We start from the raw sequence: 21314 nt of genomic DNA, 5'->3' as shown, positions 1-21314 counted from the left end.
GTCTGGTCCTTTGCCCGATTATTGCAAGGCGCCCCGGCAGCAAGGCATGGCTGAAGTGAGAGCAAGGAAGACGCACACCTCACCGCCAGAGCAACTTGATCCCCGCGTAGGCGCTGCCTCACGCCCCGAGGGGACGCAGCAGATCGCGGGAAATGATGTGACGCTGGATTTCCGAGGTGCCGTCCCAGATCCGCTCGACCCTTGCATCGCGCCAGAACCGTTCGATCGGGAAGTCATCCATCAGACCCATGCCGCCAAAGATCTGCAGCGTGGCATCAGTGACCCGCCCCAGCATTTCGGAGGCATAAAGCTTGGCCGAAGCGATCTCGCGGTTTGACGGAAGCCCCTGATCCAGACGCCAGGCCGCAGACAGGGTCAGCCAGTCAGCGGCGTCAATTTCGGTGACCATGTCGGCGATCTGAAAGCCAATGCCCTGAAACTTGCCAATCGGCTGGCCGAACTGCTGACGTTCGGCGGAATACTGCAGCGCATGGTCAAAACAGCGCCGCGCGCGACCCACGCTAAAGGCGGCAACAGTCAGGCGGGTGGCATAAAGCCATTCGTTCATCACCGCAAAGCCACCATCGACCTCGCCCAGAACCTGCGCATCCGGCAGGCGGCAGTCGTCAAAGGTCAGGATGTAGTTCTTGTAACCCTTGTGGCTGACCGAATTATAGCCATCGCGCACTTCAAAACCGGGGGTGTCGCGGTCCACAAGGAAGGTGGTGATGCGTTTCTTCGGGCCCTTGGGCGTGTCATCTTCACCAGTGGCGATGAACACAATGAAGAAATCCGCGTGCTCCGCCCCCGAGATAAAGTGTTTAGATCCATTGACCACCCAGTCGCCGCCATCGCGCACCGCCTGACATTTCATGCCACGCACGTCCGACCCCGCATCCGGTTCGGTCATCGCCAGCGCGTCCATACGCTCCCCGCGCACCGCAGGCAGCAGATAGCGTTCGCGCTGCTCTTTGTTGCAGGCCATCAGGATGTTCTGCGGACGGCCAAAGAAATGGGTCAGCGCCATCGACCCCCGGCCAAGTTCGCGTTCCACCAGCGTGAAGTCAAAATGGCTCAGACCACCGCCGCCGACCTCTTCCGGGAAATTGGTCGCGTAAAACCCCAGATCAATGCACTTGCGCTTGATCTCTTCACCCAGTTCGTGGGGCACATGGCCGGTGCGCTCCACCTCGGCCTCATGGGGGTAAATCTCGTTCTCCACAAAACTGCGGACGGTCGAGACGATCATCTCTTGTTCTTCACTCAGGCCAAAATGCATGGGGTAGGCTCCTGTCTTCGTTTTTCACAGCAGAGCACCTCTTGCCTTGGCACACCGTGCAGACTTGGATAGTTTTCGTGCAGAAATCGCAGGAAACACCCAGATGGCGCAGCAATTTGACCTTTTGCTTTTCGACAATTTCTCCAATCACTGCCTCGCCAATACGGTGGAACCCCTGCGCGCGGCCAATACCGTGGCGCGGCGCATATTGTACAACTGGCGATTCCTGACACTGGATGGCGCGCCTGCCGTCAGCTCCAGCGGGCTTTCGGTCACCCCCCACGGCGCGCTGTCGGATGGCGGCGGGGATCTGCTGATCGTGATGCCGTCCTATGGCTTTCGCGACCTCGACAACCGCGCCGTCACCCGCCCCCTGCAACAGGCACGCAGCCGCTACACCCAGCTCGCAGGCTTTGACACCGGCAGCTGGCTTCTGGCGCGGGCGGGGCTTCTGGACGGGCATCAGGCCACGATCCATTGGGAGGAACTGGCCAGTTTTGAGGAAACCTTTCCCGACATCGACGCCCTGCGCGCGCGATATGTGATCAGCGGCGACCGGATCACCTGTTCCGGCGCCATGGCGGCCTTTGATCTGGTGATGGCGCTGATCGGAGAGGCCCACGGCCCGCTTATCACCGTAGAGGTGGCGCAGATATTCATGACCGAAGCCTCCGCCCGCGCCTTTACCCTTGCCCCCAGCCCCGGCGGCCGCATGGTCGACCGGGTGCTGCATCTGATGCAGGACAATCTGGAAAGCCCCCTGCCGATTGCTGAAATCGCGCGCCGCATGGGGTGCAGCCAGAAACTGCTCGAGGTGCGCATGCAGGCCGAACTGCAAGGCACGCCAAACGCAATTTACCGGCGGCTGCGGCTGAACCTTGCGCGTAAACTGGTGGCCGAAACGGACCAAACCGTGGCCGAGATCGCAGGCCGCTGCGGCTACGAGAACGCCAGCGCCCTGACCCGCGCCTTCAAGGTCCAATTCGGCTGCACCCCGCGCCAGCTGCGCAAGGGCGAGGCCTGGTAAGGCAGGCACAAACAAAAAACCCCGGCACCTTCGGGCAAAGGTGCCGGGGGGAGTTTCCCGTCCATACGTGCGGATCAGGAGGGGTCTCTCTGCCCCACATGACGCCCTGCGCCATCCGGCAGGGGCAGGGTTTCGTGGGCGCTTGCATAGGTCGCCAGCGCCGCTGCCACGGGGTCATCCGGCACGCTGGTCTTGCGCGCCGTCAGATCCATATGCAGCAGCAGGGTTTCCACGGTGGCGGCCACGCTGCCATCGGCTTTCAGCAGACTGTGGAACAGATGCATTTTCTTCCCCGCACCGGCCAGCACCTGCGTGGTGACCTTTGCGGCTTCGCCTGCGTGCATCTCGTCCAGATAGCGAATGTGGTTTTCCACGGTGAAATAACTTTTGCCCGCCGCCACATAGTCGGCATCGGCCCCAATCATCTCCATGAAACGGTCGGTCGCCTGCGCCGAAACCTCGAGGTAATGCGCCTCGTTCATATGGCCGTTGTAGTCCGTCCAGCTTTGCGGAATGACGCGGTCCACGGTGACCGGCAGATCCCCTTGCGGGGCGGTCGGCAGCAGGGCCTCGTGGGCGTTCAACACGCCCCCTGCCCCGGTGCCCGATTTCTTCAACGCGCGCATCATGCCCACCAGATTGTCATCGCGCAGGCGTTCCAGCGCGCGGATCGACATATGCCCCGATTGCGCATCCGACTGATCTGCGATCAGGTCCACCAGCTCATCGGTGAACTCCGGTACGTCCATCAGCTTGGTCCAGGGCCATTCCAGCGCCGGGCCGAACTGCGCCATGAAATGCTTCATGCCCGCTTCACCGCCGGCAATCCGGTAGGTTTCAAACAGACCCATCTGCGCCCACCGCAGGCCAAAGCCCATGCGGATCGCCTCGTCCAGCTCTTCCGTGGTGCAGATCCCGTCCTTGATCAGCCACAGCCCCTCGCGCCACACGGCCTCCAGCAGGCGGTCGGCAATATGGGCGTCGATTTCCTTGCGCACGGTCAGCGGGAAACAGCCAACCGACCGCAGGATGTCGCCTGCCTTGGCGCAGATCGCTGCATCGCCCACCAGTTCGATCAGCGGCAGCAGATAGACCGGGTTGAACGGATGCGCCACAATCACACGGGTGTCGCCGCCTTCGTTCAGCTCGGACGGTTTGAACCCCGAAGTGGACGAACCGATGATCGCATCCGCAGGTGCGAATTCATTGATTTGCGCGTGGATCTTATGTTTCAGATCCAGCCGCTCTGGCACGCTTTCCTGCACCCAGGACACATCCGCCAGCGCCTCTTCCATGCTGTCATGAAAGCTCAGCTGACCCTCGGCAGGCAGCGCTTTGTCATAAAGCGCAGGCAGCGCGCGGCGGGCATTGTCCAGCACCTCGCCGATTTTGCGTTCGGCTTCGGGATCCGGGTCAAAGACCTGAACATCCCAGCCATTGAGCAGAAACCGCGCGGCCCAACCGCCGCCAATCACGCCACCGCCGACAATCGCGGCTGTCTTGCGGGCGCTCATTTCGCCACCGGCGCGCGTTTGGTCAGGCCCAGCTTCTCGCGAACCTCTGCCGGGCCAATGATCTTGGCCCCGATGCCTTCGATCACGCCCACGGCGCGCTCGACCAGCTGTTCATTGGTGGCCAAAACGCCCTTGTCGAGCCACAGGTTGTCTTCTAGACCCACCCGCACATTGCCGCCCGCAATCACCGACTGCGCCGCATAGGCCATCTGATCACGACCCAGCGAGAACGCCGACCAGTTCCAGTCGGACGGCACATTGTTGACCATCGCCATAAAGGTATTGAGGTCATTGGGCGCGCCCCACGGCACCCCCATGCACAGCTGAACCAGCGCGGGGCTTGTCAGAATGCCTTCTTTCACCAGCTGGGTTGCAAACCACAGATGACCGGTGTCAAAGGCTTCGATCTCGGGCTTCACGCCCAGATCGGTCATCATCTGCCCCATGGCGCGCAGCATGCCGGGCGTGTTGGTCATCACATAATCGGCTTCGGCAAAGTTCATGGTGCCACAGTCGAGCGTGCAGATCTCGGGCAGGCATTCGGCGATATGGGCCATACGTTCACTCGCACCGATCATATCGGTGGCTGCTTCATTGACCGGAAACGGCGCTTCGGTGGTGCCAAAGACAATATCGCCACCCATGCCAGCGGTCAGGTTCAGGACCACATCAACCTCCGACTCGCGAATGCGGTCGGTCAGTTCGCGGTACAGCGCCAGATCCCGGCTCGGCGCGCCGGTTTCCGGGTCGCGCACGTGGCAGTGCACCACGGCGGCGCCCGCTTTGGCGCAGGCAATGGCCGAATTTGCGATCTGCTCGGGAGAGCGCGGAACATGCGGGCTGCGGTCCTGCGTGCCGCCCGATCCGGTCACGGCCGCAGTGATAAAGACGTCGCGGTTCATAGAGAGGGGCATGGGGGTCTTTCCATTCTTTAGGTTGGCGTATCGGGTCGCCCGAAGGCACCCGCTTGCCCCCACGCTAGGCGCGAAAATCCCTTGCCATACACTCATTCATCGCCATATTTGCGATAAATGTCGTCACATCTGTTTGAATTTCTGCTGTTCGAGGGGTTCTCGAATATGGTTCTGGCCAGCGCGCTGGAACCCCTGCGCGATGTTGGCCTGCGTGGTGTGGATGCGGACCTCAGCTGGCGGATCACCACGCTGGATGGGGCCGCCGTGCGCAGCTCCAGCGGCTTGACCGTGACGCCGGATGCCGCTTTTGCGCCTGCCCAGGGGGCGACCCTGGTTCTGGTCGCAGGCTACCATATGCGCGACCAGCTTGCCCCCGCTGCCCTGACCCGCATCCGCCAGGCCGCCCGTGCCGCGCCATTGGTTGTGGCCGCCGATACCGCGCCCTGGATCCTCGCCGCTGCTGGGCTGCTCGAGGGGCATCAGGCCACCATTCACTGGCAGGAATTCGACAGCTTTCAGGAAAGCTTTGCCAATGTCGCGGTCACGCCCGCGCGCTTTGTGCGCTCCGGCAAATTCCTCTCCTGCGGTGGCGCGAGCACCGCGCTGGATATGATGCTGGATCTGATCCACGACCAGTTCGGTGCGGCCGCCGCGTTCGAGGCCTCAAACATGTTCCTCTATGATCCCAACCGGCAGGCACATGGGCCGCAACGGTTGCGTGACCGGGGATCACCGAAACTGCTGGCCGCGCTCGATACCATGGCCAGCCATATTGAAACGCCGCTCACCACGTTTGAGCTGGCCGATCAGGTCGGCCTTGCCGAACGCACGCTGAACCGGCTGTTTCACCGCGAGCTCGGCATGGGGCCGGGCAAATACTACAAACTGCTGCGCCTTGGCCGCGCGCGGCTCCTGGCCGAGGAAACAACCCTCAGCCAGGAACAGATCGCCTTGCGATGCGGGTTTTCCTCGGGCGTCGCATTGGCGCGGTCGTTTCAACAGACCTACCAGCGCAGCCTCAAGGATCTGCGCGGCGCCTAAAGCGCCACCACCTGCCCGGTTTCCACAGATTTCACCGCCGCTTCGGCCAGTTGCAGGGCTGCCAGCCCATCCTGACCCGACGGCGACAGATCCGCACCGGGCGTGTTCAGCGTGGCCACAAAGGCCTGGATCTCCGCCTCATAGGCCGCGGTGTAACGGGTCATAAAGAAATCATGCAGCGGCGGTTTGGTGAACCCGTCGCCCCGCGCAATGACAATATCCGCAGGCCGCTGGTTTTCTGCCTGCACCATGCCCAGGCTGCCGTGAACCTCGATCCGCTGGTCGTAGCCATAGGTCGCCCGCCGCGAATTCAGGATCGTCGCCTGCTTGCCGCTGTGGGTGGTCAGCACCACGGTTGCTGTGTCGTAATCCTTCAAATCACGCACCGCCGGATCCGCCAGTGCCGACGCCGTGGCATAGACCGATGCGACCTCTTCGCCCAACAGATGCCGCGCCATGTCAAAATCATGGATCGTCATATCGCGGAAGATCCCGCCCGACACTTTGATATACTCCGCAGGCGGCAGGCCGGGATCGCGCGAGGTCAGCGTGATCTGTTCCACCGCGCCAATCTCGCCCGCATCAATCGCCGCCTTCAGCGCCGCGAAATGCGGATCAAACCGGCGGTTGAACCCGATCATCAGCGCGCCTGCGGCGGCCTCGACCGATGCCAGACAGGCCTCCACCCGCTGAAGGCTCAGGTCCACAGGTTTTTCGCAAAACACCGCCTTGCCCGCCTGCGTGAACCGTTCAATGAGATCCGCATGGGTGTCGGTGGGCGTGCAGATGATCGCAGCCTCAACATCTGTGGCGGCCAGAACCGCGTCCAGATCGCGGACTTCAGCGCCAAAGGCCGCTGCGGTTTCTGCGGCAACACTTGCGTTGGCCTCCACCACCGCCACCAGCTGCGCGCCGGGCGTGCGGGAAATAGCACGGGCATGAACCTGCCCAATGCGCCCCAGCCCGATCAGAGCAATCTTGACCATCACATGTCTCCTCCCAAAAGAATCCGCTGCCCACCGCCGCGTGCCGACTGCGCCACCGCGTGGATCACCCGTTCAAATTCATAAGCCGCCCGGAAATCCGGGTGCGCCGCCTGCCCGGCCTTCATCGCCTTCAGGAACGCGGCCAGTTCGATCACCTTCAGGTCATTGAACCCCAGCTGATGCCCGGGCGCGGGGCAAAACGCGCCATAAGGCGCATGTTCCGGCCCGGTCAGAATGGTGCGAAAGCCCTGCGTCGCTTTGGGGCCTTCGTTCACATAAAGCTGCAGCTCGTTCATCCGCTCCTGATCAAAACAGATCATGCCCTTGGTGCCATGCACCTCCCAGGCCAGCCGGTTCTTCCGCCCCCAGGCCGACCGCGATGACGAGATCGAGCCCTGAAAGCCCCCCTGAAACCGCAGGAGCGCCGTGGCGGTGTCCTCATTCTCAACCACGCCGCTGCCAGTGCCATCGGGCAGGGGCCGGGTTTCATGAACGGTCTGCATATCGGCAATCAGGCTCTCCACCGGGCCGCACAGCCCATAGGCCATCGACACCAGATGGCAGCCCAGATCCCCCAGCGTGCCCAGACCGGCATCCGCCAGACGCGCGCGCCAGGTCCAGGCCAGGTCAGGATCGGCCTGATAGTCTTCGTCCACCCAGCCGCGAAAATGCACAATCCGGCCAATGGCGCCGGATTTCACCAACGCCTGCGCATGCAGAAACGCCGGGTTGTGGATGTAGTTATACCCCACCATGGTGCGCACACCGCGCGCTTCGGCGGCAGTTGTCATCACTGCCGCGTCCTCAGCGGTCAGCGCCATCGGCTTTTCGCACCAGACGTGTTTTCCGGCTGCGATCGCCGCCAGCGCCATGTCCTTGTGCATCTGGTTTGGCGTGGTGATCGACACCACATCGATCTCCGGGTCGTTGACCATCGCTTCCCAGTCATCGGTGGCCTTGGCAAAGCCGAACTGCGCGGCGAATTTCTCGGCCTGCGGTTTCGGCGTATCACACAGCGTGTGCAGCGCGATCTCGGGCAGCTCCCCCGGCTGCCCACCCAATATGGCCTTTACGTTGCGCCAGGCAAAAGCATGGGTCTTGCCCATGAACCCCGTGCCAATCAGGCCAACCCGCAGCGGGCTTGGCTGCTCTGTCTGCATTGTCTTCTCCCTTTACAATGCGTGTCCTGTTCACATCCGACGGTGCGTCTCCTCTGCGATTCACCGGTGGAATTTTTATTCCATTTTGGCTAACATGAGGTGTAGCCATTCTGTCAAGACACTTCCGAAGGTCCGAATATGCCAACTGCCCCCACCACGCTCGACGGGTTCCGCGCCCAACTTCAGGATCTGATGCCAACTCTGCCCAAGCGGATGAAGCAATGCGCCGAATACCTTGGCGCCAATCCCGAACGGATCGCGGTGTCGACCGTGGCCGAGCTCGCCGCCGGGGCGGAGGTCCAGCCTTCGGCCCTGATGCGGTTCTGCCAATTGATGGGGTTTTCGGGGTTTTCCGATATGCAAAAGATGTTCCGCGACGTCTACAGCCCCGCCCTGCCCGACTATGGCACGCGGCTGTCGAACCTGCGCGACCGCGGTGCGGGCAGCCCCTCGGCGTTGCTTGCCGAATTTGTCGACGCAGGCCGCATGTCGCTTGAAAACCTGACCCATACGGTGGATTCCCGCGTGCTGGACCAATCGGTCGAGGCCCTCGCCAGCGCGCAGATGATCCATGTGGTTGGCCTGCGCCGCGCCTTTCCGGTGGCCAGCTACCTGTCCTATGCCTTCGAGAAAATGGGCATTGCCGCCATGTTGCACGATGGCACCGGCAAGCTCGACCACAGCCACGCGGTGCGCGCAGGCGATGCGGTGATCGCCATCACCTTCGCCCCCTACAGCACCGAAACCGTCGACATGGCCCAGGCCGCCGCCGCCCGTGGCCTGCCCGTGGTGGCCATCACCGACACCGTGATGAGCCCGGTGCAATCGCCCGGCATTCTGCCCTTGTCGGTGTCCGAGGTCGACTTTGGTGCTTTCCGCGCGCTCTCGGCCACCCTGTCCCTTGCGATCACCCTTGCGGTGGCCGTTGGCACGCGGCGCGAGAGTGAAAATAGAATTTAAAGCTTGCATTCTTTCTTTTTGGAATAAATATTCTATGTAGCCGCCGAATTGGAATCACGCGGCACAAAAGGTCCGGCAGGAAGAGGAGCCCACCGGACCTGACATATAGGGAGGATACCATGAAACAGACTTTGACCGCGCTGGCCGTCGGCGCACTGTCCGTCACCGCAACCCTGTCGGGCACTGCACTGCCCGCCTTTGCCGAAGGCGAAAAAATCGTTCTGGTCAGCCATGCGCCAGACAGCGATAGCTGGTGGAACACCATCAAAAACGCCATTGCGCTGGCAGGTGAACAGATGGGCGCAGACGTGGATTACCGCAACCCGCCCACCGGCGACCTTGCGGATATGGCACGCATTGTGGAACAGGCCGCCGCCACCGACCCGGCAGGCATTATTGTCACCATCGCCGATTTTGACGTGCTCGAAGGGCCGATCACCGCCGCCGTGGATCAGGGCATTCCGGTCATCACCATCAACTCTGGCACCGCCGAGCAATCCCGCGCCCTTGGCGCGCTGATGCATGTGGGCCAGCCCGAATATGACGCCGGTTACGGCGCGGGCCTGAAAGCCAAGGCGCAGGGCGCCGACAGCTTCCTCTGTGTGAACCACTACATCACCAACCCGGCTTCGGTGGAACGCTGCCAGGGCTTTGCCGATGCGCTTGGCGTCGAGATGGGCAGCCAGATGATCGACAGCGGTCAGGACCCCTCCGAGATCCAGAACAAGGTTTCGGCCTATCTGTCGGCCAATCCGGAAACCGATGCGATCCTGACGCTCGGCCCGACCTCGGCGCATCCAACCCTGCGGGCGCTGGATTCCGACGGCCTGTCCGGCGAGATCTTCTTTGGCACCTTTGACCTGTCGGGTGAAATTGCCGAGGCGATCAAAGGCGACGTGATTGAATTTGCCATTGACCAGCAGCCCTTCCTGCAGGGCTACCTGCCGGTGGTCGTGCTGACCAACCTGGCGCGCTACGGCGTGGTTCCGGGCAACTCCGTGAACTCTGGCCCCGGATTTGTCACCAAAGACAATATCGCACTGGTCGAAAAATACGCGGGCGAATACCGCTAAGCCTTCGACACACCCGGTGGCGGGGGTAGACACCCTCCCCCCGTCACACGCACCCTATTCCTACATTTGATGACTTCCCGGAGGGAAAAATGACGGACGAGCGCTTGCGCGAAGTCTCACGGCTGCGCCGTGCCATGATCCGCCCCGAACTGGGCGCGATTGCCGGCACGATCCTGGTTTTTGTGTTCTTTCTGATGATTGCTGGCGACAGCGGCATGTTCGGCCCCAAGGGCATTCAGAACTGGACCGTTGTGTCGGCGCAGTTTGCGATCATCGCAGTGGGCGCTTGTTTGCTAATGATCGCCGGTGAATTTGACCTCTCGGTCGGCTCGATGATCGGCTTTGCCGGGGTGGTTATTGCCATCCTGTCGGTCCAATGGGGCTGGCCGGTCTGGGCGTCGATCATTGTCGCCTTTGCGATCTGCCTTGCGCTTGGGTTTGTCAATGGCGTGCTGGTCATCAAAACCGGCCTGCCGTCCTTTATTGTGACGCTTGCGTTTCTCTACATCCTGCGCGGCCTGACCATTTGGCTGTCGATCCTCACCACCCGTCAGACCATTATTGGCGGCGTCAAAGACGTGGCCGAAGGTGACCCGCTTGCATGGGCTTTTGGTGGCGTGATCCTGAAACCGGTGTTTCAGTGGCTGGCCGATATTGGCCTCATCGACACATTCACCCGTGGCACCCGCGCCGGTCAGCCGGTGGTCGAAGGTGTGCCCATGCTGGTGGTTTGGGCGCTCGCACTCATTGTCTTTGGGCATTTCCTTCTGACCAAAACCAAATTCGGCAACTGGATCTTTGCCGCCGGTGGCGACAAGCAGGCCGCGCGCTACGTCGGTGTCCCCGTCGACCGCGTCAAAATCCTGATGTTCATGTTCACCGCCTTCTGCGCCTGCGTCTTTGCCACCTGTCAGGTGATGGAGTTCGGCTCGGCCGCCGCCGACCGGGGCCTCTTGAAGGAATTCGAGGCGATCATCTGCGTCGTCATCGGCGGCGCGCTGCTGACGGGCGGCTATGGATCGGTCATTGGCGCCGCCTTGGGCGCGCTGATCTTTGGGGTGGTGCAGCAGGGTCTGTTCTTCTCTGGGGCGGAAAGTTCCCTGTTTAGGGTCTTCCTTGGCACTATTTTGATCCTTGCCGTGATCCTCAACACCTACATCCGCCGCATGATTACAGGAGAACGCTGATGTCCACTCCTATCGTTGAAATGAAATCCATCGAGAAGCACTTTGGCCCGGTGATTGCCCTGGCGGGCGTCAGCTTCGACATCCGCCCCGGCGAATGCCACTGCCTTCTGGGCGACAATGGTGCAGGCAAGTCGACCTTTATCAAAACCATGGCCGGCGTCCATAAACCCACCAAAGGCGAGATCCTGTTTGAAGGCACACCGATGTCCTTTGACAGCCCGCGGGATTCGATGGAGGCAGGCATTGCCACCGTCTATCAGGACCTCGCCATGATCCCGCTGATGAGTGTGACGCGAAACTTCTGGATGGGCCGCGAGCCGGAAAAAGGCTTTGCCCCCTTCAAACGCGTTGATTTCGACCATGCCAATCAAGTCACCATGGACGAGATGAAAAAGATGGGCATTAACCTCCGGTCCCCCGACCAGGCCGTTGGCACGCTGTCCGGGGGCGAACGCCAGACAGTGGCCATCGCGCGGGCGGTCTATTTCGGGGCCAAGGTGCTGATCCTCGATGAACCCACATCAGCGCTTGGCGTTCGACAAACCGCCAATGTACTCTCCACCATCGACAAGGTCCGTAAAAAGGGCATTGGCGTCGTGTTCATCACCCACAATGTCCGCCACGCGCTGGCGGTGGGCGACCGCTTTACCGTGCTGAACCGGGGCAAGACGCTGGGCACCGCCGGGCGGGGCGAAATCACCCCCGAACAGCTGCAGGACCTCATGGCCGGCGGTCAGGAAATGGCCCAGCTCGAAGGCAGTCTGGGAGGCACGGTATGAAACCTCTCGACGTAATCACCATTGGCCGATCCTCTGTGGATCTTTACGGCGCGCAGATCGGCGGGCGGCTCGAGGATATGGGCTCCTTCAGTAAATACTTAGGCGGCTCGCCCACAAATATGGCTGCAGGCACCGCGCGGCTTGGGCTGAAATCGGCGCTGATCACCCGCGTCGGTGACGAACATATGGGCCGGTTTATCCGCGAAGAACTGGCCCGTGAAGGGGTCGACACCTCCGGCGTCATCACCGACCCGGACCGGCTGACGGCCCTTGTTTTGCTCGGCATTCGCGACGAGGATCAGTTCCCGCTGATCTTCTACCGCGAAAACTGCGCTGATATGGCGCTGTCCCCTGACGACATTGACCCCGCCTTCATCGCATCCGCCCGCGCGGTGGTGGCGACCGGCACCCATCTGTCCAATCCCCAGACCGAAGCGGCGGTTCTAAAAGCCCTGCACCTCGCCCGCGACGGCGGCCAGCAAACCGCGCTGGATATCGACTATCGCCCCAACCTCTGGGGCCTGTCGGGCCATGGCGACGGGGAAAACCGCTTTATTGCCTCCGATGCGGTGACCGAAAAACTCCAGTCCACGCTGGATCTCTTTGACCTGATCGTCGGCACCGAGGAAGAGTTCCACATCGCAGGCGGCAGCACCGATACCATCGCGGCGCTGAACGCGGTGCGCGCCAAAACCGCAGCCACACTGGTCTGCAAACGCGGCCCCATGGGTGCCGTGGCCTTTACCGGTGACATTCCCGCCAACCTCGACGACGGCCAAAGCGGCCCCGGCTTCCCGATCGAGGTCTTCAATGTCCTTGGCGCCGGTGACGGGTTTATGTCGGGCCTCCTGAAAGGCTGGCTCGATGGCGAAGACTGGCCCACCACGCTCACCTATGCCAATGCCTGCGGCGCGTTCGCCGTCAGCCGCCACGGCTGCACCCCAGCCTACCCCAGCTGGGAAGAACTGCAGTTCTTCCTGAAACGCGGCATCAAAACCCCGGCCCTGCGCCATGATGCCGAACTCGAACAGATCCACTGGTCCACCAACCGCAAAGGCAATTGGTCCACCATGCGGGTCTTTGCCTTTGATCACCGTATGCAGTTCGAGGAACTGGAGGGCGCAACGCCCGAAAAAATCAGCGCCTTCAAAGAACTGTGTCTTGAGGCCACAGAACAGGTCGCCGACGGCCAGCCGGGTTATGGCCTGCTCTGTGACAGCCGTTTGGGGCGCCGGGCGCTGCACCGCGCCGCCGGGCAAGGGCTCTGGGTCGGGCACCCCGTGGAATGGCCGGGCTCGCGCCCTTTGCAGGTCGAACCGGAGCTTGGCAGCGATTTTGGCGGGCTGTCGGAATGGCCGCTCGAACATGTGGTGAAAGCCTTGTGCTTCTATCACCCGGGCGACACGGAAGAGATGCGGCTGGAACAGGAAGCCACCGTCAAACGCCTGTTTGACGCCGCCCGTCGCAACCGTCTGGAGTTCCTGCTCGAGGTCATCCCCTCCAAAGCAGGCCCGGTGGGTGATGACACCACCGCGGATGTGATCCAGCGGTTCTATGACATTGACGTCTACCCCGACTGGTGGAAGCTGGAACCGCTGACAACAGATGCCGCCTGGGCCGCGACTGTGGATGCGATCACCCGCAATGATGCCTACACCCGTGGCATTGTCGTTCTGGGCTTGGCCGCAGAGGAGGCCGCCCTCGCTCAGAGCTTCGCGGTCGCGGCCAAATACGATCTGGTCAAAGGCTTTGCCGTGGGTCGCACGCTCTTTGGTGAACCCGCCAAGGCCTATATGCTGGACCAGATCAGCCCCGCAGACGCCGTGACTGCCATGGCTGAAAACTACCGCCGCCTCTGCGGCATCTGGGACGCGGCACGAACTGCTGCACAAGAAGGAGCGCAGCCATGACCAAAACCCTCCGCCTCACTGCAGCCCAGGCGCTGGTGCGCTATGTCGCCGCCCAGCTGAACGAAGACGGCGACCCCTTTATTGCGGGCTGCTGGGCGATTTTTGGCCACGGCAATGTCGCCGGGCTGGGCGAGGCGCTCTATGGTGCGCGCGAAACCTTCCAGACCTGGCGCGGCCACAATGAACAGACCATGGCCCATGCCGCCATTGCCTATGCCAAACAATCGGGCCGCAAGCGGGCGATGGCGGTGACCTCATCCATTGGTCCCGGCGCCACCAATATGGTCACGGCGGCCGCGCTGGCCCATGTGAACCGCCTGCCCCTGCTGCTGCTGCCCGGTGACGTCTTTGCCAACCGGGGACCCGACCCGGTGCTGCAACAGATCGAAGACTTCGGCGACGGCACCGTGTCCGCCAATGATTGTTTCAAACCCGTCAGCCGCTATTTCGACCGGATCACCCGCCCCGAACAGCTGCTCACCGCCCTGCCCCGCGCCTTCGCCTGTATGACGGACCCCGCCGACTGCGGCCCCGTGACGCTCGCCTTCTGTCAGGACGTCCAGGCCGAGGCCTACGACTGGCCCGAGGCATTCTTTGAACCCCGCGTCTGGCACCAACGCCGCCCGCGCCCGGATCTGGGCGAACTGACGCGCGTGGTCGCGGCCCTCAAAAGCGCTCAATCCCCGGTGATCGTCGCCGGGGGCGGTGTGCATTACGCCGGGGCCTGCACGGCGCTGCAAGATTTTGCCGAACGCTTCCAGATCCCCGTGGTTGAAACCCAAGCCGGGAAATCCGCGCTGCCGTGGGACCACCCGCTGAACCTTGGCCCCGTTGGTGTCACCGGGGCGGCCAGCGCCAACACCCACTGCGAAGGCGCGGATCTGGTGCTGGGCGTTGGCACACGGTTTCAGGATTTCACCACCGGGTCCTGGGGGCTGTTCAAAAACCCCGACCGCCAGTTGGTCAGCCTGAATGTCGCCGCCTATGACGCGATGAAACATGGCGCGCTGCCCTTGATGGCGGATGCGGGCGTCGGTCTGGCAGACCTGACAGACGCATTGGGCGACTCCCGTTTCACTGCGCCGTCGGAAGATCTGAAGGCCAGCTGGTTTGCTGCCGTGGATCCGCTGACCGCCCCGCCTACAGACGGCAACGCCCTTCCCAGTGACCAGCAGGTGATCGGCGCGGTGCAGCGTGCGGCCACCCCCGACACCGTGGTCATGTGCGCTGCAGGCACCATGCCGGGAGAGCTGCACAAACTGTGGAAAGCCCCGCGCCCCGGCGCCTATCACATGGAATACGGCTATTCCTGCATGGGGTACGAGGTCGCCGGTGCCATGGGCATCAAAATGGCCCAACCCGACCGCGATGTGATCTGTATGGTGGGCGATGGGTCCTACATGATGGCGAACTCTGAACTCGCCACCGCCCAGATGATGGGGATCAAGATCACCGTTGTGATCACCGACAACCGCGGCTTTGGCTGCATCAACCGGCTGCAGATGGGCACCGGCGGGGCAGAGTTCAACAACCTTCTGGACCACGCCCACCACGTGACCCCCGCGCAAATCGACTTTGCCGCCCATGCGGCCTCCATGGGGGCAACCGCCGTGAAAGTCTCCAACATTGAGGCTCTGGAACAGGCCCTAATACAGGCAAAATCCGCATCCGGCCCCTTTGTGGTGGTGATCGACACAGACCCCTACCCCTCCACTCCGGATGGGGGCCACTGGTGGGATGTGGCGGTGCCCGAGGTCTCGGACCGGGACGAGGTAAACGACGCCCGCCGCGCTTACGAGGCCGCGCTGCGTGCCCGCCTAAACTGACAGGAAAAACACGAGATGATCCTTTTTGGCACCAACCCGATCGCCTGGGCCAATGACGACGACCAGACCCTTGGCGCGCATATCCCGACCGACCAAATCCTGGCCGAGGCCGCCGAGATCGGCTTTGACGGGATTGAAAACGGCCACCGCTGGCCTGCGGACCCAGAAGAGCTGCGCCAACTGATGGCGTCCTATGACCTCGCCTTTATCTCGGGCTGGCATTCCCTGAACCTGCTGACCCACAGCGTAGAGGCGGAAAAAGCCGCCATCCAGCCGCATCTGGACCGGCTGAAACACAATGGCTGCAAGGTCTGCATTGTCTGCGAGACCTCCAATTCCGTCCAAGGCCTCGATGTGGCGGTGAACACCGCGCCCGTCCTCAGCCCCGACGCCATGGCGACCTTTGGCGCCAAGGTCGAAGAGATCGCCGCCTATTGCGCCGACCAAGGCATTGCGCTGGTCTATCACCACCACATGGGCACCGTGGTGGAAACGCCCGAGGAAATCGACGCCTTCATGGCGGCGACCGGCCCCGCGACCAAGCTGCTGTTTGACGCAGGCCACGCCTATTTCGGCGCTCATGGTCAGGATCCCGCACCCGTGCTGGCGAAATACATCGACCGCGTGGCTCATGTGCATGCCAAAAACGTCCGCCCTGCCGTGATGGCCGAGGTCCGCAGCAAGGGGTTGTCCTTTATGGACGGCGTGCGCGCTGGTGTGTTCACCGTGCCCGGTGATACCGAAGGCGGCGTTGCCTTTGGCCCCCTGCTACAAATCCTGAAGGACGCAGACTATCAGGGCTGGATCGTGATCGAAGCCGAACAGGACCCCGATGAACGCAACCCGTTTGAGTACCAGTCGCTGGGCCTCAAAACCCTGAAATCCATCGCATCGGAGGTCGGCCTGACATGAGCGATCTGCTGCGCAAACCCACCGGCCAATCCGGCAAGGTGCATGACATCACCCCCGCCAGCGCGCGCGGGCCCGAAAGCCCCGACTGGGGCTATGTGGGCTTTGGCCTCTACCGTCTGGCCCCCGGCGAAACCGTGGGGGAGGCCACGGGTGACATGGAAGCCATCCTTGTCATCGTCGAAGGCAAGGCGCGCCTGACCGCCGCCGGGCAGGACTTTGGCGACATGGGCGACCGGATGGATGTGTTTGAAAAAACTCCGCCCCATTGCCTCTATGTGCCCTCGGGCAGCGACTGGCAGGCCACGGCCACCACCGACCTGACGCTCGCGGTCTGCACCGCGCCGGGCAAGGGCGGCCACACAGCACAGCGGCTCGGCCCCGAGGGCATCACCCTGACCCCACGCGGCCAAGGCGCCAATCTGCGCCACATCAACAATATCGCCATGGAGGACCGCGACGTCGCAGGCAGCCTTCTGGTGACCGAGGTCTTCACCCCCCAAGGCAACTGGTCCTCCTATCCCCCGCATCGTCATGACGAAGACGACTACCCTCATATGACCTATCTGGAGGAGACCTATTATCACCGGCTGAACCCCGCGCAGGGCTATGGCCACCAGCGGGTCTTTACCGAAGACGGCAGCCTGGATGTGGCCCTCAGCCCAGAGAATCACGACGTGGTTCTGGTCCCCAAAGGACACCACCCCTGCGCCGCGCCTTACGGCTACGAGTTGTATTACCTCAACGTCATGGCCGGTCCGCGCCGCAACTGGCGGTTCAAAAACCACCCCGATCACGACTGGATTTACCAACGGGACAACGCCTCCTGAGCCTTGCTGACTTGTAAAATTGCGACACTCCAGACGCCCGCAGACTCCCCTGCGGGCGTCTGCTTATCATTTGGGCATAAAATTTCGTTACATCACGACATCTGGACATTTTCCGTCGCGGAAGTTACCCAATGTCGCAAAGATCACTTATCCGGTCGGTTTACGAAAGCATCTTCAAGTTTTTCCAGACGACCATTTGAAAGTGTTTTTGCAAAACGAAAAAACTGTCCGGGCCAAGCCGACCGCACTCTTGCGATCACCGCTGAACCACCGGACCCCACGGCTCCAAAAAAGGGGCGGTTCGCGACATCTGCGGATCAGCCTTTCGCCGGGGAACACATGTCAAAACGTCACAGGGAGACAACTATGACAGAGTACTACAATCAGTCCAAAATGCATCCGGCCGTGCAAATGCACGTCGAAGAGGTTGCCAAGGGCGAACTGAGCCGCCGGGAATTTCTGTCCCGCGCAACTGCGCTCGGTGTTACCGCCACTGCAGCCTACGGGCTGATCGGCGCTGCTGCTCCGGCACAGGCCTCTACCCTGCCGATGGGCGGCACCATCCGCATCCAGCAGGACGTGCGCGGCCTGGTCAACCCGGCCCTGTTCAGCTGGCCGCAGCTGGGCAATGTTGTCCGTGGCTTCCTGGAATACCTCGTTCAGTACAACGCTGACGGCACCTTTGAACCCCGCCTGCTGGAAAGCTGGGAAGTCAACGCCGACGCCACCGAATACCTGCTGAAGGTCCGCCCGGGCGTCAGCTGGAACGACGGCCGCGGCGCATTGACCGCCAAAGACGTCGCCTACAACTTCTCGCGCTGGTGTGATGGCACCTGGGAAGGCAACTCCATGGCCGCCCGGATGAGCTCCCTGCAGAACGAAGCAGGCGACGGCCCGGCCGAAGGCGCGATCGAAGTGATCGACGACCTGACCCTGAAGCTGAAGCTGACCCGCCCCGACATCACCATCATCCCCGCCGTGACCGAATACCCGGCCGCAGTTCTGCCCGACGGCTGGAACGGCGATCTGGCCGAAGACCCGGTTGGCACCGGCCCCTACAAGCTGGTGGAATACGTCGTTGGCGTGAAGGCTGTTCTGGAAAAGAACACCGACCACGAATGGTGGGGCGAAGGCGCCTATGTGGACCGCATCGAATTCATCGACTTCGGCACCGATGGTGCGGCGCATTTTGCAGCGGCGGAATCCGAAGAAATCGACATGACCTATGAAACGGTCGGCGAATTTGTGGATCTGTTCGAAGCCATCGGCTGGCAGCAGAGTGAATCTGTCTCGGCCAACACCATGGTTCTGCGCACCAACCGCGAAACCGAAGTGAACGGCGCAAAGCCCTATGCCGACAAGCGCGTCCGTCAGGCGCTGGCGCTGGCTTGCGACAACGAAGTTCTGCTGGAACTGGGTTATGCCAACCGCGGCACCCTGGCTGAAAACCACCATGTCTGCCCGATCCACCCGGAATACGCCGACATCGGCGCCCCCAAGCGGGACGCAGAAGCGGCAATGGCCCTGATGGCTGAGGCAGGCATGGCCGATTACGAGCACGAGATCGTCTCCATCGATGACGACTGGCGCCGCAACACCACCGATGCACTGGCCGCGCAGATGCGCGACGCGGGCATGAAGGTAAAGCGGACTGTTCTGCCGGGCTCCACCTTCTGGAACGACTGGAACAAATACGCGTTCTCCTCCACCGACTGGGGCCACCGCCCGCTGGGTGTGCAGGTGCTGAGCCTCGCCTATAAAACCGGTGTGGCCTGGAACGAAACCGGTCTGGCCAGCGCAGAGTTCGACCAGAAACTGGAAGCGGCCTCCGCCATCGCAGACGCGGACACCCGCCGCGAGCTGATGAAAGAACTCGAAGAGTTCCTGCGCGACGACGGCACCATGATCCAGCCCTACTGGCGCTCGCTCTACCGTCACTCCCGTCCGGGCGTGATCGGCGCAGACATGCACCCAATCGCGGAAATCCACGTCCACAAGCTGGCACTGGAAAGCTAATCAGACCTCACAGTCTGACCAAAGACGGCGCTCCCACCCGGGGGCGCCGTTCTTTTTTGCCGGAATAGAATATTCGACGCGGCAAGCAGGCCGCACGCCGCGCGCAACAAAAAACGGCACCTCCAAAGAGATGCCGCTTCGCTATATTAGACCCTAAGTCTGGCTCTAACCAAGGCTTACCGCTGCGCGGTTTCCCAGTTCGGGTTGAACCAGGCCTGCGCGTTCGACGACGGCAGGCGGCGGCCCAGAATGTGGTCCGAGGCCTTCTCGCCGGTCATGATCGACGGGCCATTGAGGTTGCCATTGGTAATGCGCGGGAAGATGGAGCTGTCTGCAACCCGCAGCCCTTCCACCCCAATCACCCGGCATTCGGGATCAACCACCGCCATCGGATCGGTCACGGAGCCCATCTTACAGGTGCCACAGGGGTGATAAGCGCTCTCCACATGTTCGCGGATAAAGCCGTTCAACTCCTCATCGGTTTGCAGATCATTGCCCGGCTGGATCTCGTGCTTCACAAACGGCTTCATCGCGTCTTGGCCAAAGACCTCGCGGGTCAGGCGGATACATTTGCGGAAGTCTTCCCAGTCCTTCTCCTCGGACATGTAGTTGAACAGCACTTTGGGGTCATCCTTGGGGTCCGCGCTGCGCAGGGTCACCGACCCGCGCGAGGGCGACCGCATCGGGCCCACATGCGCCTGGAAGCCATGCCCTTCGGCCGCCGCCTGGCCGTCGTAACGCACCGCGATCGGCAGGAAGTGGTACTGGATATCCGGATAGTCCACGCCTTTGTCGGACCGGATGAAGGCCGCGCTTTCGAACTGGTTCGACGCGCCCAGACCGGTCTTGGTGAACAGCCACTGCGCGCCCACCAGCGCCTTGCCAAAGAGGTTCCAGTATTTATACAGCGTGATCGGCTGTTTGGAGGCATATTGGAAATAGAACTCCAGATGGTCCTGCAGATTCTGACCCACGCCCGGACGGTCGACCAGACATTCAATGCCATGTTCGGCCAGATGCGCTGCCGGGCCAATGCCGGACAGCATCAGCAGCTTGGGCGAATTCAGCGACGAGGCAGAGACGATCACCTCTTCCTTGGCGCGGATCACCTCGACCTTGCCGCCGCGTTCAACCTCAACGCCGACCGCACGGCCATCCTCGATCACGATCTTGCGGGCCAGACCCCGGATAATATCGCAGTTCTCGCGCTTCAGCGCCGGTTTCAGATAGGCATTGGCCGCAGACCAGCGACGGCCCTTGTAGACGGTCATCTCCATCGGGCCAAAGCCCTCTTGCTGCTCGCCGTTGTAGTCTTTGGTGACCGGATAGCCCGCCTGTTCGCCTGCCTCAACAAAGGCCGCGTGCAGCGGGTTGTCGCGGGGGCCACGGGTGATGTGCAGCGGGCCATCCTTGCCGCGCCAATCCGGGTCGCCGCCCTGGCCGCTTTCGTGCCAGTGCTCCATCCGTTTGAAATAGGGCAGCACGTCGGCATAAGACCAGCCGGTTGCGCCGCTTTCAGCCCAGTGATTGTAGTCGCCCGCGTGACCACGCACATAGACCATCCCGTTGATGGAAGACGACCCACCAATCACTTTGCCGCGCGGGGTCACCAGCTGGCGACCGCCCAGATGCGGCTCCGGCTCGGACTTCATGCCCCAGTCGTAACGCTTCATATTCATCGGATAGCTCAGCGCGCCGGGCATCTGAATAAAGGGCCCCGCATCGGTGCCGCCAAATTCGATCACCAGCACCGATTTACCGGCCTCTGACAGACGATAGGCCATGGCGCAACCTGCGCTGCCCGCCCCTACGATGACATAATCCGCATTCATTTCCGTACTCACATCTTTCTTGGTCCGGCACCCCTATCTTCTTAGGGATGCCGGAGATCTGCGTCATTTGA

Annotated in this window: 17 protein-coding genes; 11 read left to right on the top strand and 6 right to left on the bottom strand. The window is 62.1% G+C overall.

Annotated elements, in window-relative coordinates; translation table 11 throughout:
- Positions 1-118: 118 nt before the first annotated feature.
- Positions 119-1279: an acyl-CoA dehydrogenase family protein gene (locus tag TRM7557_RS04850; protein WP_058289089.1), complete on the bottom strand. Its 1161-nt coding sequence runs from the start codon at positions 1277-1279 to the stop codon at positions 119-121.
- 103 nt (positions 1280-1382) lie between these two features.
- Between TRM7557_RS04850 and TRM7557_RS04845 the strand changes: the two genes are divergently transcribed.
- Positions 1383-2306 (top strand): GlxA family transcriptional regulator, encoded by a 924-nt coding sequence (locus TRM7557_RS04845; protein WP_058289088.1) that lies wholly within the window; start codon positions 1383-1385, stop codon positions 2304-2306.
- Positions 2307-2380: 74 nt separating this feature from the next.
- Here TRM7557_RS04845 and TRM7557_RS04840 read toward each other — a convergent pair whose 3' ends face one another.
- Positions 2381-3820, bottom strand: a complete 1440-nt coding sequence (locus TRM7557_RS04840; RefSeq protein WP_058289087.1) for a carnitine 3-dehydrogenase — start codon at positions 3818-3820, stop codon at positions 2381-2383.
- Positions 3817-4734 (bottom strand): beta-keto acid cleavage family enzyme, encoded by a 918-nt coding sequence (locus TRM7557_RS04835; protein ID WP_058289086.1) that lies wholly within the window; start codon positions 4732-4734, stop codon positions 3817-3819. The genes TRM7557_RS04840 and TRM7557_RS04835 overlap by 4 nt, the downstream gene beginning before the upstream one ends.
- Positions 4735-4851: 117 nt before the next feature.
- Between TRM7557_RS04835 and TRM7557_RS04830 the strand changes: the two genes are divergently transcribed.
- Complete coding sequence (locus tag TRM7557_RS04830; RefSeq protein ID WP_058289085.1) at positions 4852-5775, top strand: GlxA family transcriptional regulator; 924 nt, start codon at positions 4852-4854, stop codon at positions 5773-5775.
- Here the strand turns inward: TRM7557_RS04830 and iolG are convergent.
- Both iolG and TRM7557_RS04820 read right to left on the bottom strand, forming a co-directional pair.
- A complete protein-coding gene (gene iolG / locus TRM7557_RS04825) occupies positions 5772-6761 on the bottom strand; it encodes an inositol 2-dehydrogenase (RefSeq protein ID WP_235811395.1) in 990 nt (329 codons plus the stop codon). The genes TRM7557_RS04830 and iolG overlap by 4 nt on opposite strands.
- Complete coding sequence (locus TRM7557_RS04820) at positions 6761-7921, bottom strand: Gfo/Idh/MocA family protein (protein ID WP_058289083.1); 1161 nt, start codon at positions 7919-7921, stop codon at positions 6761-6763. The genes iolG and TRM7557_RS04820 overlap by 1 nt, the downstream gene beginning before the upstream one ends.
- A 138-nt stretch (positions 7922-8059) precedes the next feature.
- Between TRM7557_RS04820 and TRM7557_RS04815 the strand changes: the two genes are divergently transcribed.
- The 9 genes from TRM7557_RS04815 (at position 8060) to TRM7557_RS04775 (ending at position 19411) form a co-directional block, all read left to right on the top strand.
- Positions 8060-8881 (top strand): MurR/RpiR family transcriptional regulator, encoded by an 822-nt coding sequence (locus tag TRM7557_RS04815; protein ID WP_058289082.1) that lies wholly within the window; start codon positions 8060-8062, stop codon positions 8879-8881.
- Between the two features lie 119 nt (positions 8882-9000).
- Positions 9001-9954: a sugar ABC transporter substrate-binding protein gene (locus TRM7557_RS04810; RefSeq protein WP_058289081.1), complete on the top strand. Its 954-nt coding sequence runs from the start codon at positions 9001-9003 to the stop codon at positions 9952-9954.
- Between the two features lie 89 nt (positions 9955-10043).
- The gene (locus TRM7557_RS04805) at positions 10044-11141 is read left to right on the top strand and encodes an ABC transporter permease (RefSeq protein ID WP_058289080.1); all 1098 of its coding nucleotides are present in this window, start codon (positions 10044-10046) and stop codon (positions 11139-11141) included.
- On the top strand, positions 11141-11920 hold the full coding sequence (locus tag TRM7557_RS04800) for an ATP-binding cassette domain-containing protein (protein ID WP_058289079.1): 780 nt from the start codon (positions 11141-11143) through the stop codon (positions 11918-11920). The genes TRM7557_RS04805 and TRM7557_RS04800 overlap by 1 nt, the downstream gene beginning before the upstream one ends.
- On the top strand, positions 11917-13830 hold the full coding sequence (locus TRM7557_RS04795) for a bifunctional 5-dehydro-2-deoxygluconokinase/5-dehydro-2-deoxyphosphogluconate aldolase (protein WP_058289078.1): 1914 nt from the start codon (positions 11917-11919) through the stop codon (positions 13828-13830). Before TRM7557_RS04800 ends, TRM7557_RS04795 begins: the two co-directional genes overlap by 4 nt.
- On the top strand, positions 13827-15656 hold the full coding sequence (gene iolD / locus TRM7557_RS04790; protein WP_058289077.1) for a 3D-(3,5/4)-trihydroxycyclohexane-1,2-dione acylhydrolase (decyclizing): 1830 nt from the start codon (positions 13827-13829) through the stop codon (positions 15654-15656). Before TRM7557_RS04795 ends, iolD begins: the two co-directional genes overlap by 4 nt.
- A 15-nt stretch (positions 15657-15671) precedes the next feature.
- Positions 15672-16568, top strand: a complete 897-nt coding sequence (gene iolE, locus TRM7557_RS04785; protein ID WP_058289076.1) for a myo-inosose-2 dehydratase — start codon at positions 15672-15674, stop codon at positions 16566-16568.
- Positions 16565-17395 (top strand): 5-deoxy-glucuronate isomerase, encoded by an 831-nt coding sequence (iolB, locus tag TRM7557_RS04780; RefSeq protein ID WP_058289075.1) that lies wholly within the window; start codon positions 16565-16567, stop codon positions 17393-17395. Before iolE ends, iolB begins: the two co-directional genes overlap by 4 nt.
- Before the next feature lie 366 nt (positions 17396-17761).
- Positions 17762-19411: an ABC transporter substrate-binding protein gene (locus tag TRM7557_RS04775; RefSeq protein ID WP_058289074.1), complete on the top strand. Its 1650-nt coding sequence runs from the start codon at positions 17762-17764 to the stop codon at positions 19409-19411.
- A 176-nt stretch (positions 19412-19587) separates the two neighbouring features.
- On the opposite strand, the gene betA is transcribed toward TRM7557_RS04775, so the two are convergent.
- Positions 19588-21243, bottom strand: coding sequence for a choline dehydrogenase (gene betA / locus TRM7557_RS04770; RefSeq protein WP_058289073.1), 1656 nt, complete (start codon positions 21241-21243; stop codon positions 19588-19590).
- Positions 21244-21314: the final 71 nt, after the last annotated feature.

This window comes from Tritonibacter multivorans (assembly GCF_001458415.1).
Classification (GTDB): Bacteria; Pseudomonadota; Alphaproteobacteria; order Rhodobacterales; family Rhodobacteraceae; genus Epibacterium; species Epibacterium multivorans.
This window is presented reverse-complemented; position numbering and strand designations above follow the sequence as displayed.

Excerpts from the sequence above, each read along its gene's own strand:
- TRM7557_RS04850 (WP_058289089.1), bottom strand. The coding sequence starts at position 1,279 with ATGCATTTTGGCCTGAGTGAAGAACAAGAGATGATCGTCTCGACCGTC.
- TRM7557_RS04845 (WP_058289088.1), top strand. The coding sequence starts at position 1,383 with ATGGCGCAGCAATTTGACCTTTTGCTTTTCGACAATTTCTCCAATCAC.
- TRM7557_RS04840 (WP_058289087.1), bottom strand. The coding sequence starts at position 3,820 with ATGAGCGCCCGCAAGACAGCCGCGATTGTCGGCGGTGGCGTGATTGGC.
- TRM7557_RS04835 (WP_058289086.1), bottom strand. The coding sequence starts at position 4,734 with ATGCCCCTCTCTATGAACCGCGACGTCTTTATCACTGCGGCCGTGACC.
- TRM7557_RS04830 (WP_058289085.1), top strand. The coding sequence starts at position 4,852 with ATGTCGTCACATCTGTTTGAATTTCTGCTGTTCGAGGGGTTCTCGAAT.
- iolG (WP_235811395.1), bottom strand. The coding sequence starts at position 6,761 with ATGGTCAAGATTGCTCTGATCGGGCTGGGGCGCATTGGGCAGGTTCAT.
- TRM7557_RS04820 (WP_058289083.1), bottom strand. The coding sequence starts at position 7,921 with ATGCAGACAGAGCAGCCAAGCCCGCTGCGGGTTGGCCTGATTGGCACG.
- TRM7557_RS04815 (WP_058289082.1), top strand. The coding sequence starts at position 8,060 with ATGCCAACTGCCCCCACCACGCTCGACGGGTTCCGCGCCCAACTTCAG.
- TRM7557_RS04810 (WP_058289081.1), top strand. The coding sequence starts at position 9,001 with ATGAAACAGACTTTGACCGCGCTGGCCGTCGGCGCACTGTCCGTCACC.
- TRM7557_RS04805 (WP_058289080.1), top strand. The coding sequence starts at position 10,044 with ATGACGGACGAGCGCTTGCGCGAAGTCTCACGGCTGCGCCGTGCCATG.
- TRM7557_RS04800 (WP_058289079.1), top strand. The coding sequence starts at position 11,141 with ATGTCCACTCCTATCGTTGAAATGAAATCCATCGAGAAGCACTTTGGC.
- TRM7557_RS04795 (WP_058289078.1), top strand. The coding sequence starts at position 11,917 with ATGAAACCTCTCGACGTAATCACCATTGGCCGATCCTCTGTGGATCTT.
- iolD (WP_058289077.1), top strand. The coding sequence starts at position 13,827 with ATGACCAAAACCCTCCGCCTCACTGCAGCCCAGGCGCTGGTGCGCTAT.
- iolE (WP_058289076.1), top strand. The coding sequence starts at position 15,672 with ATGATCCTTTTTGGCACCAACCCGATCGCCTGGGCCAATGACGACGAC.
- iolB (WP_058289075.1), top strand. The coding sequence starts at position 16,565 with ATGAGCGATCTGCTGCGCAAACCCACCGGCCAATCCGGCAAGGTGCAT.
- TRM7557_RS04775 (WP_058289074.1), top strand. The coding sequence starts at position 17,762 with ATGACAGAGTACTACAATCAGTCCAAAATGCATCCGGCCGTGCAAATG.
- betA (WP_058289073.1), bottom strand. The coding sequence starts at position 21,243 with ATGAATGCGGATTATGTCATCGTAGGGGCGGGCAGCGCAGGTTGCGCC.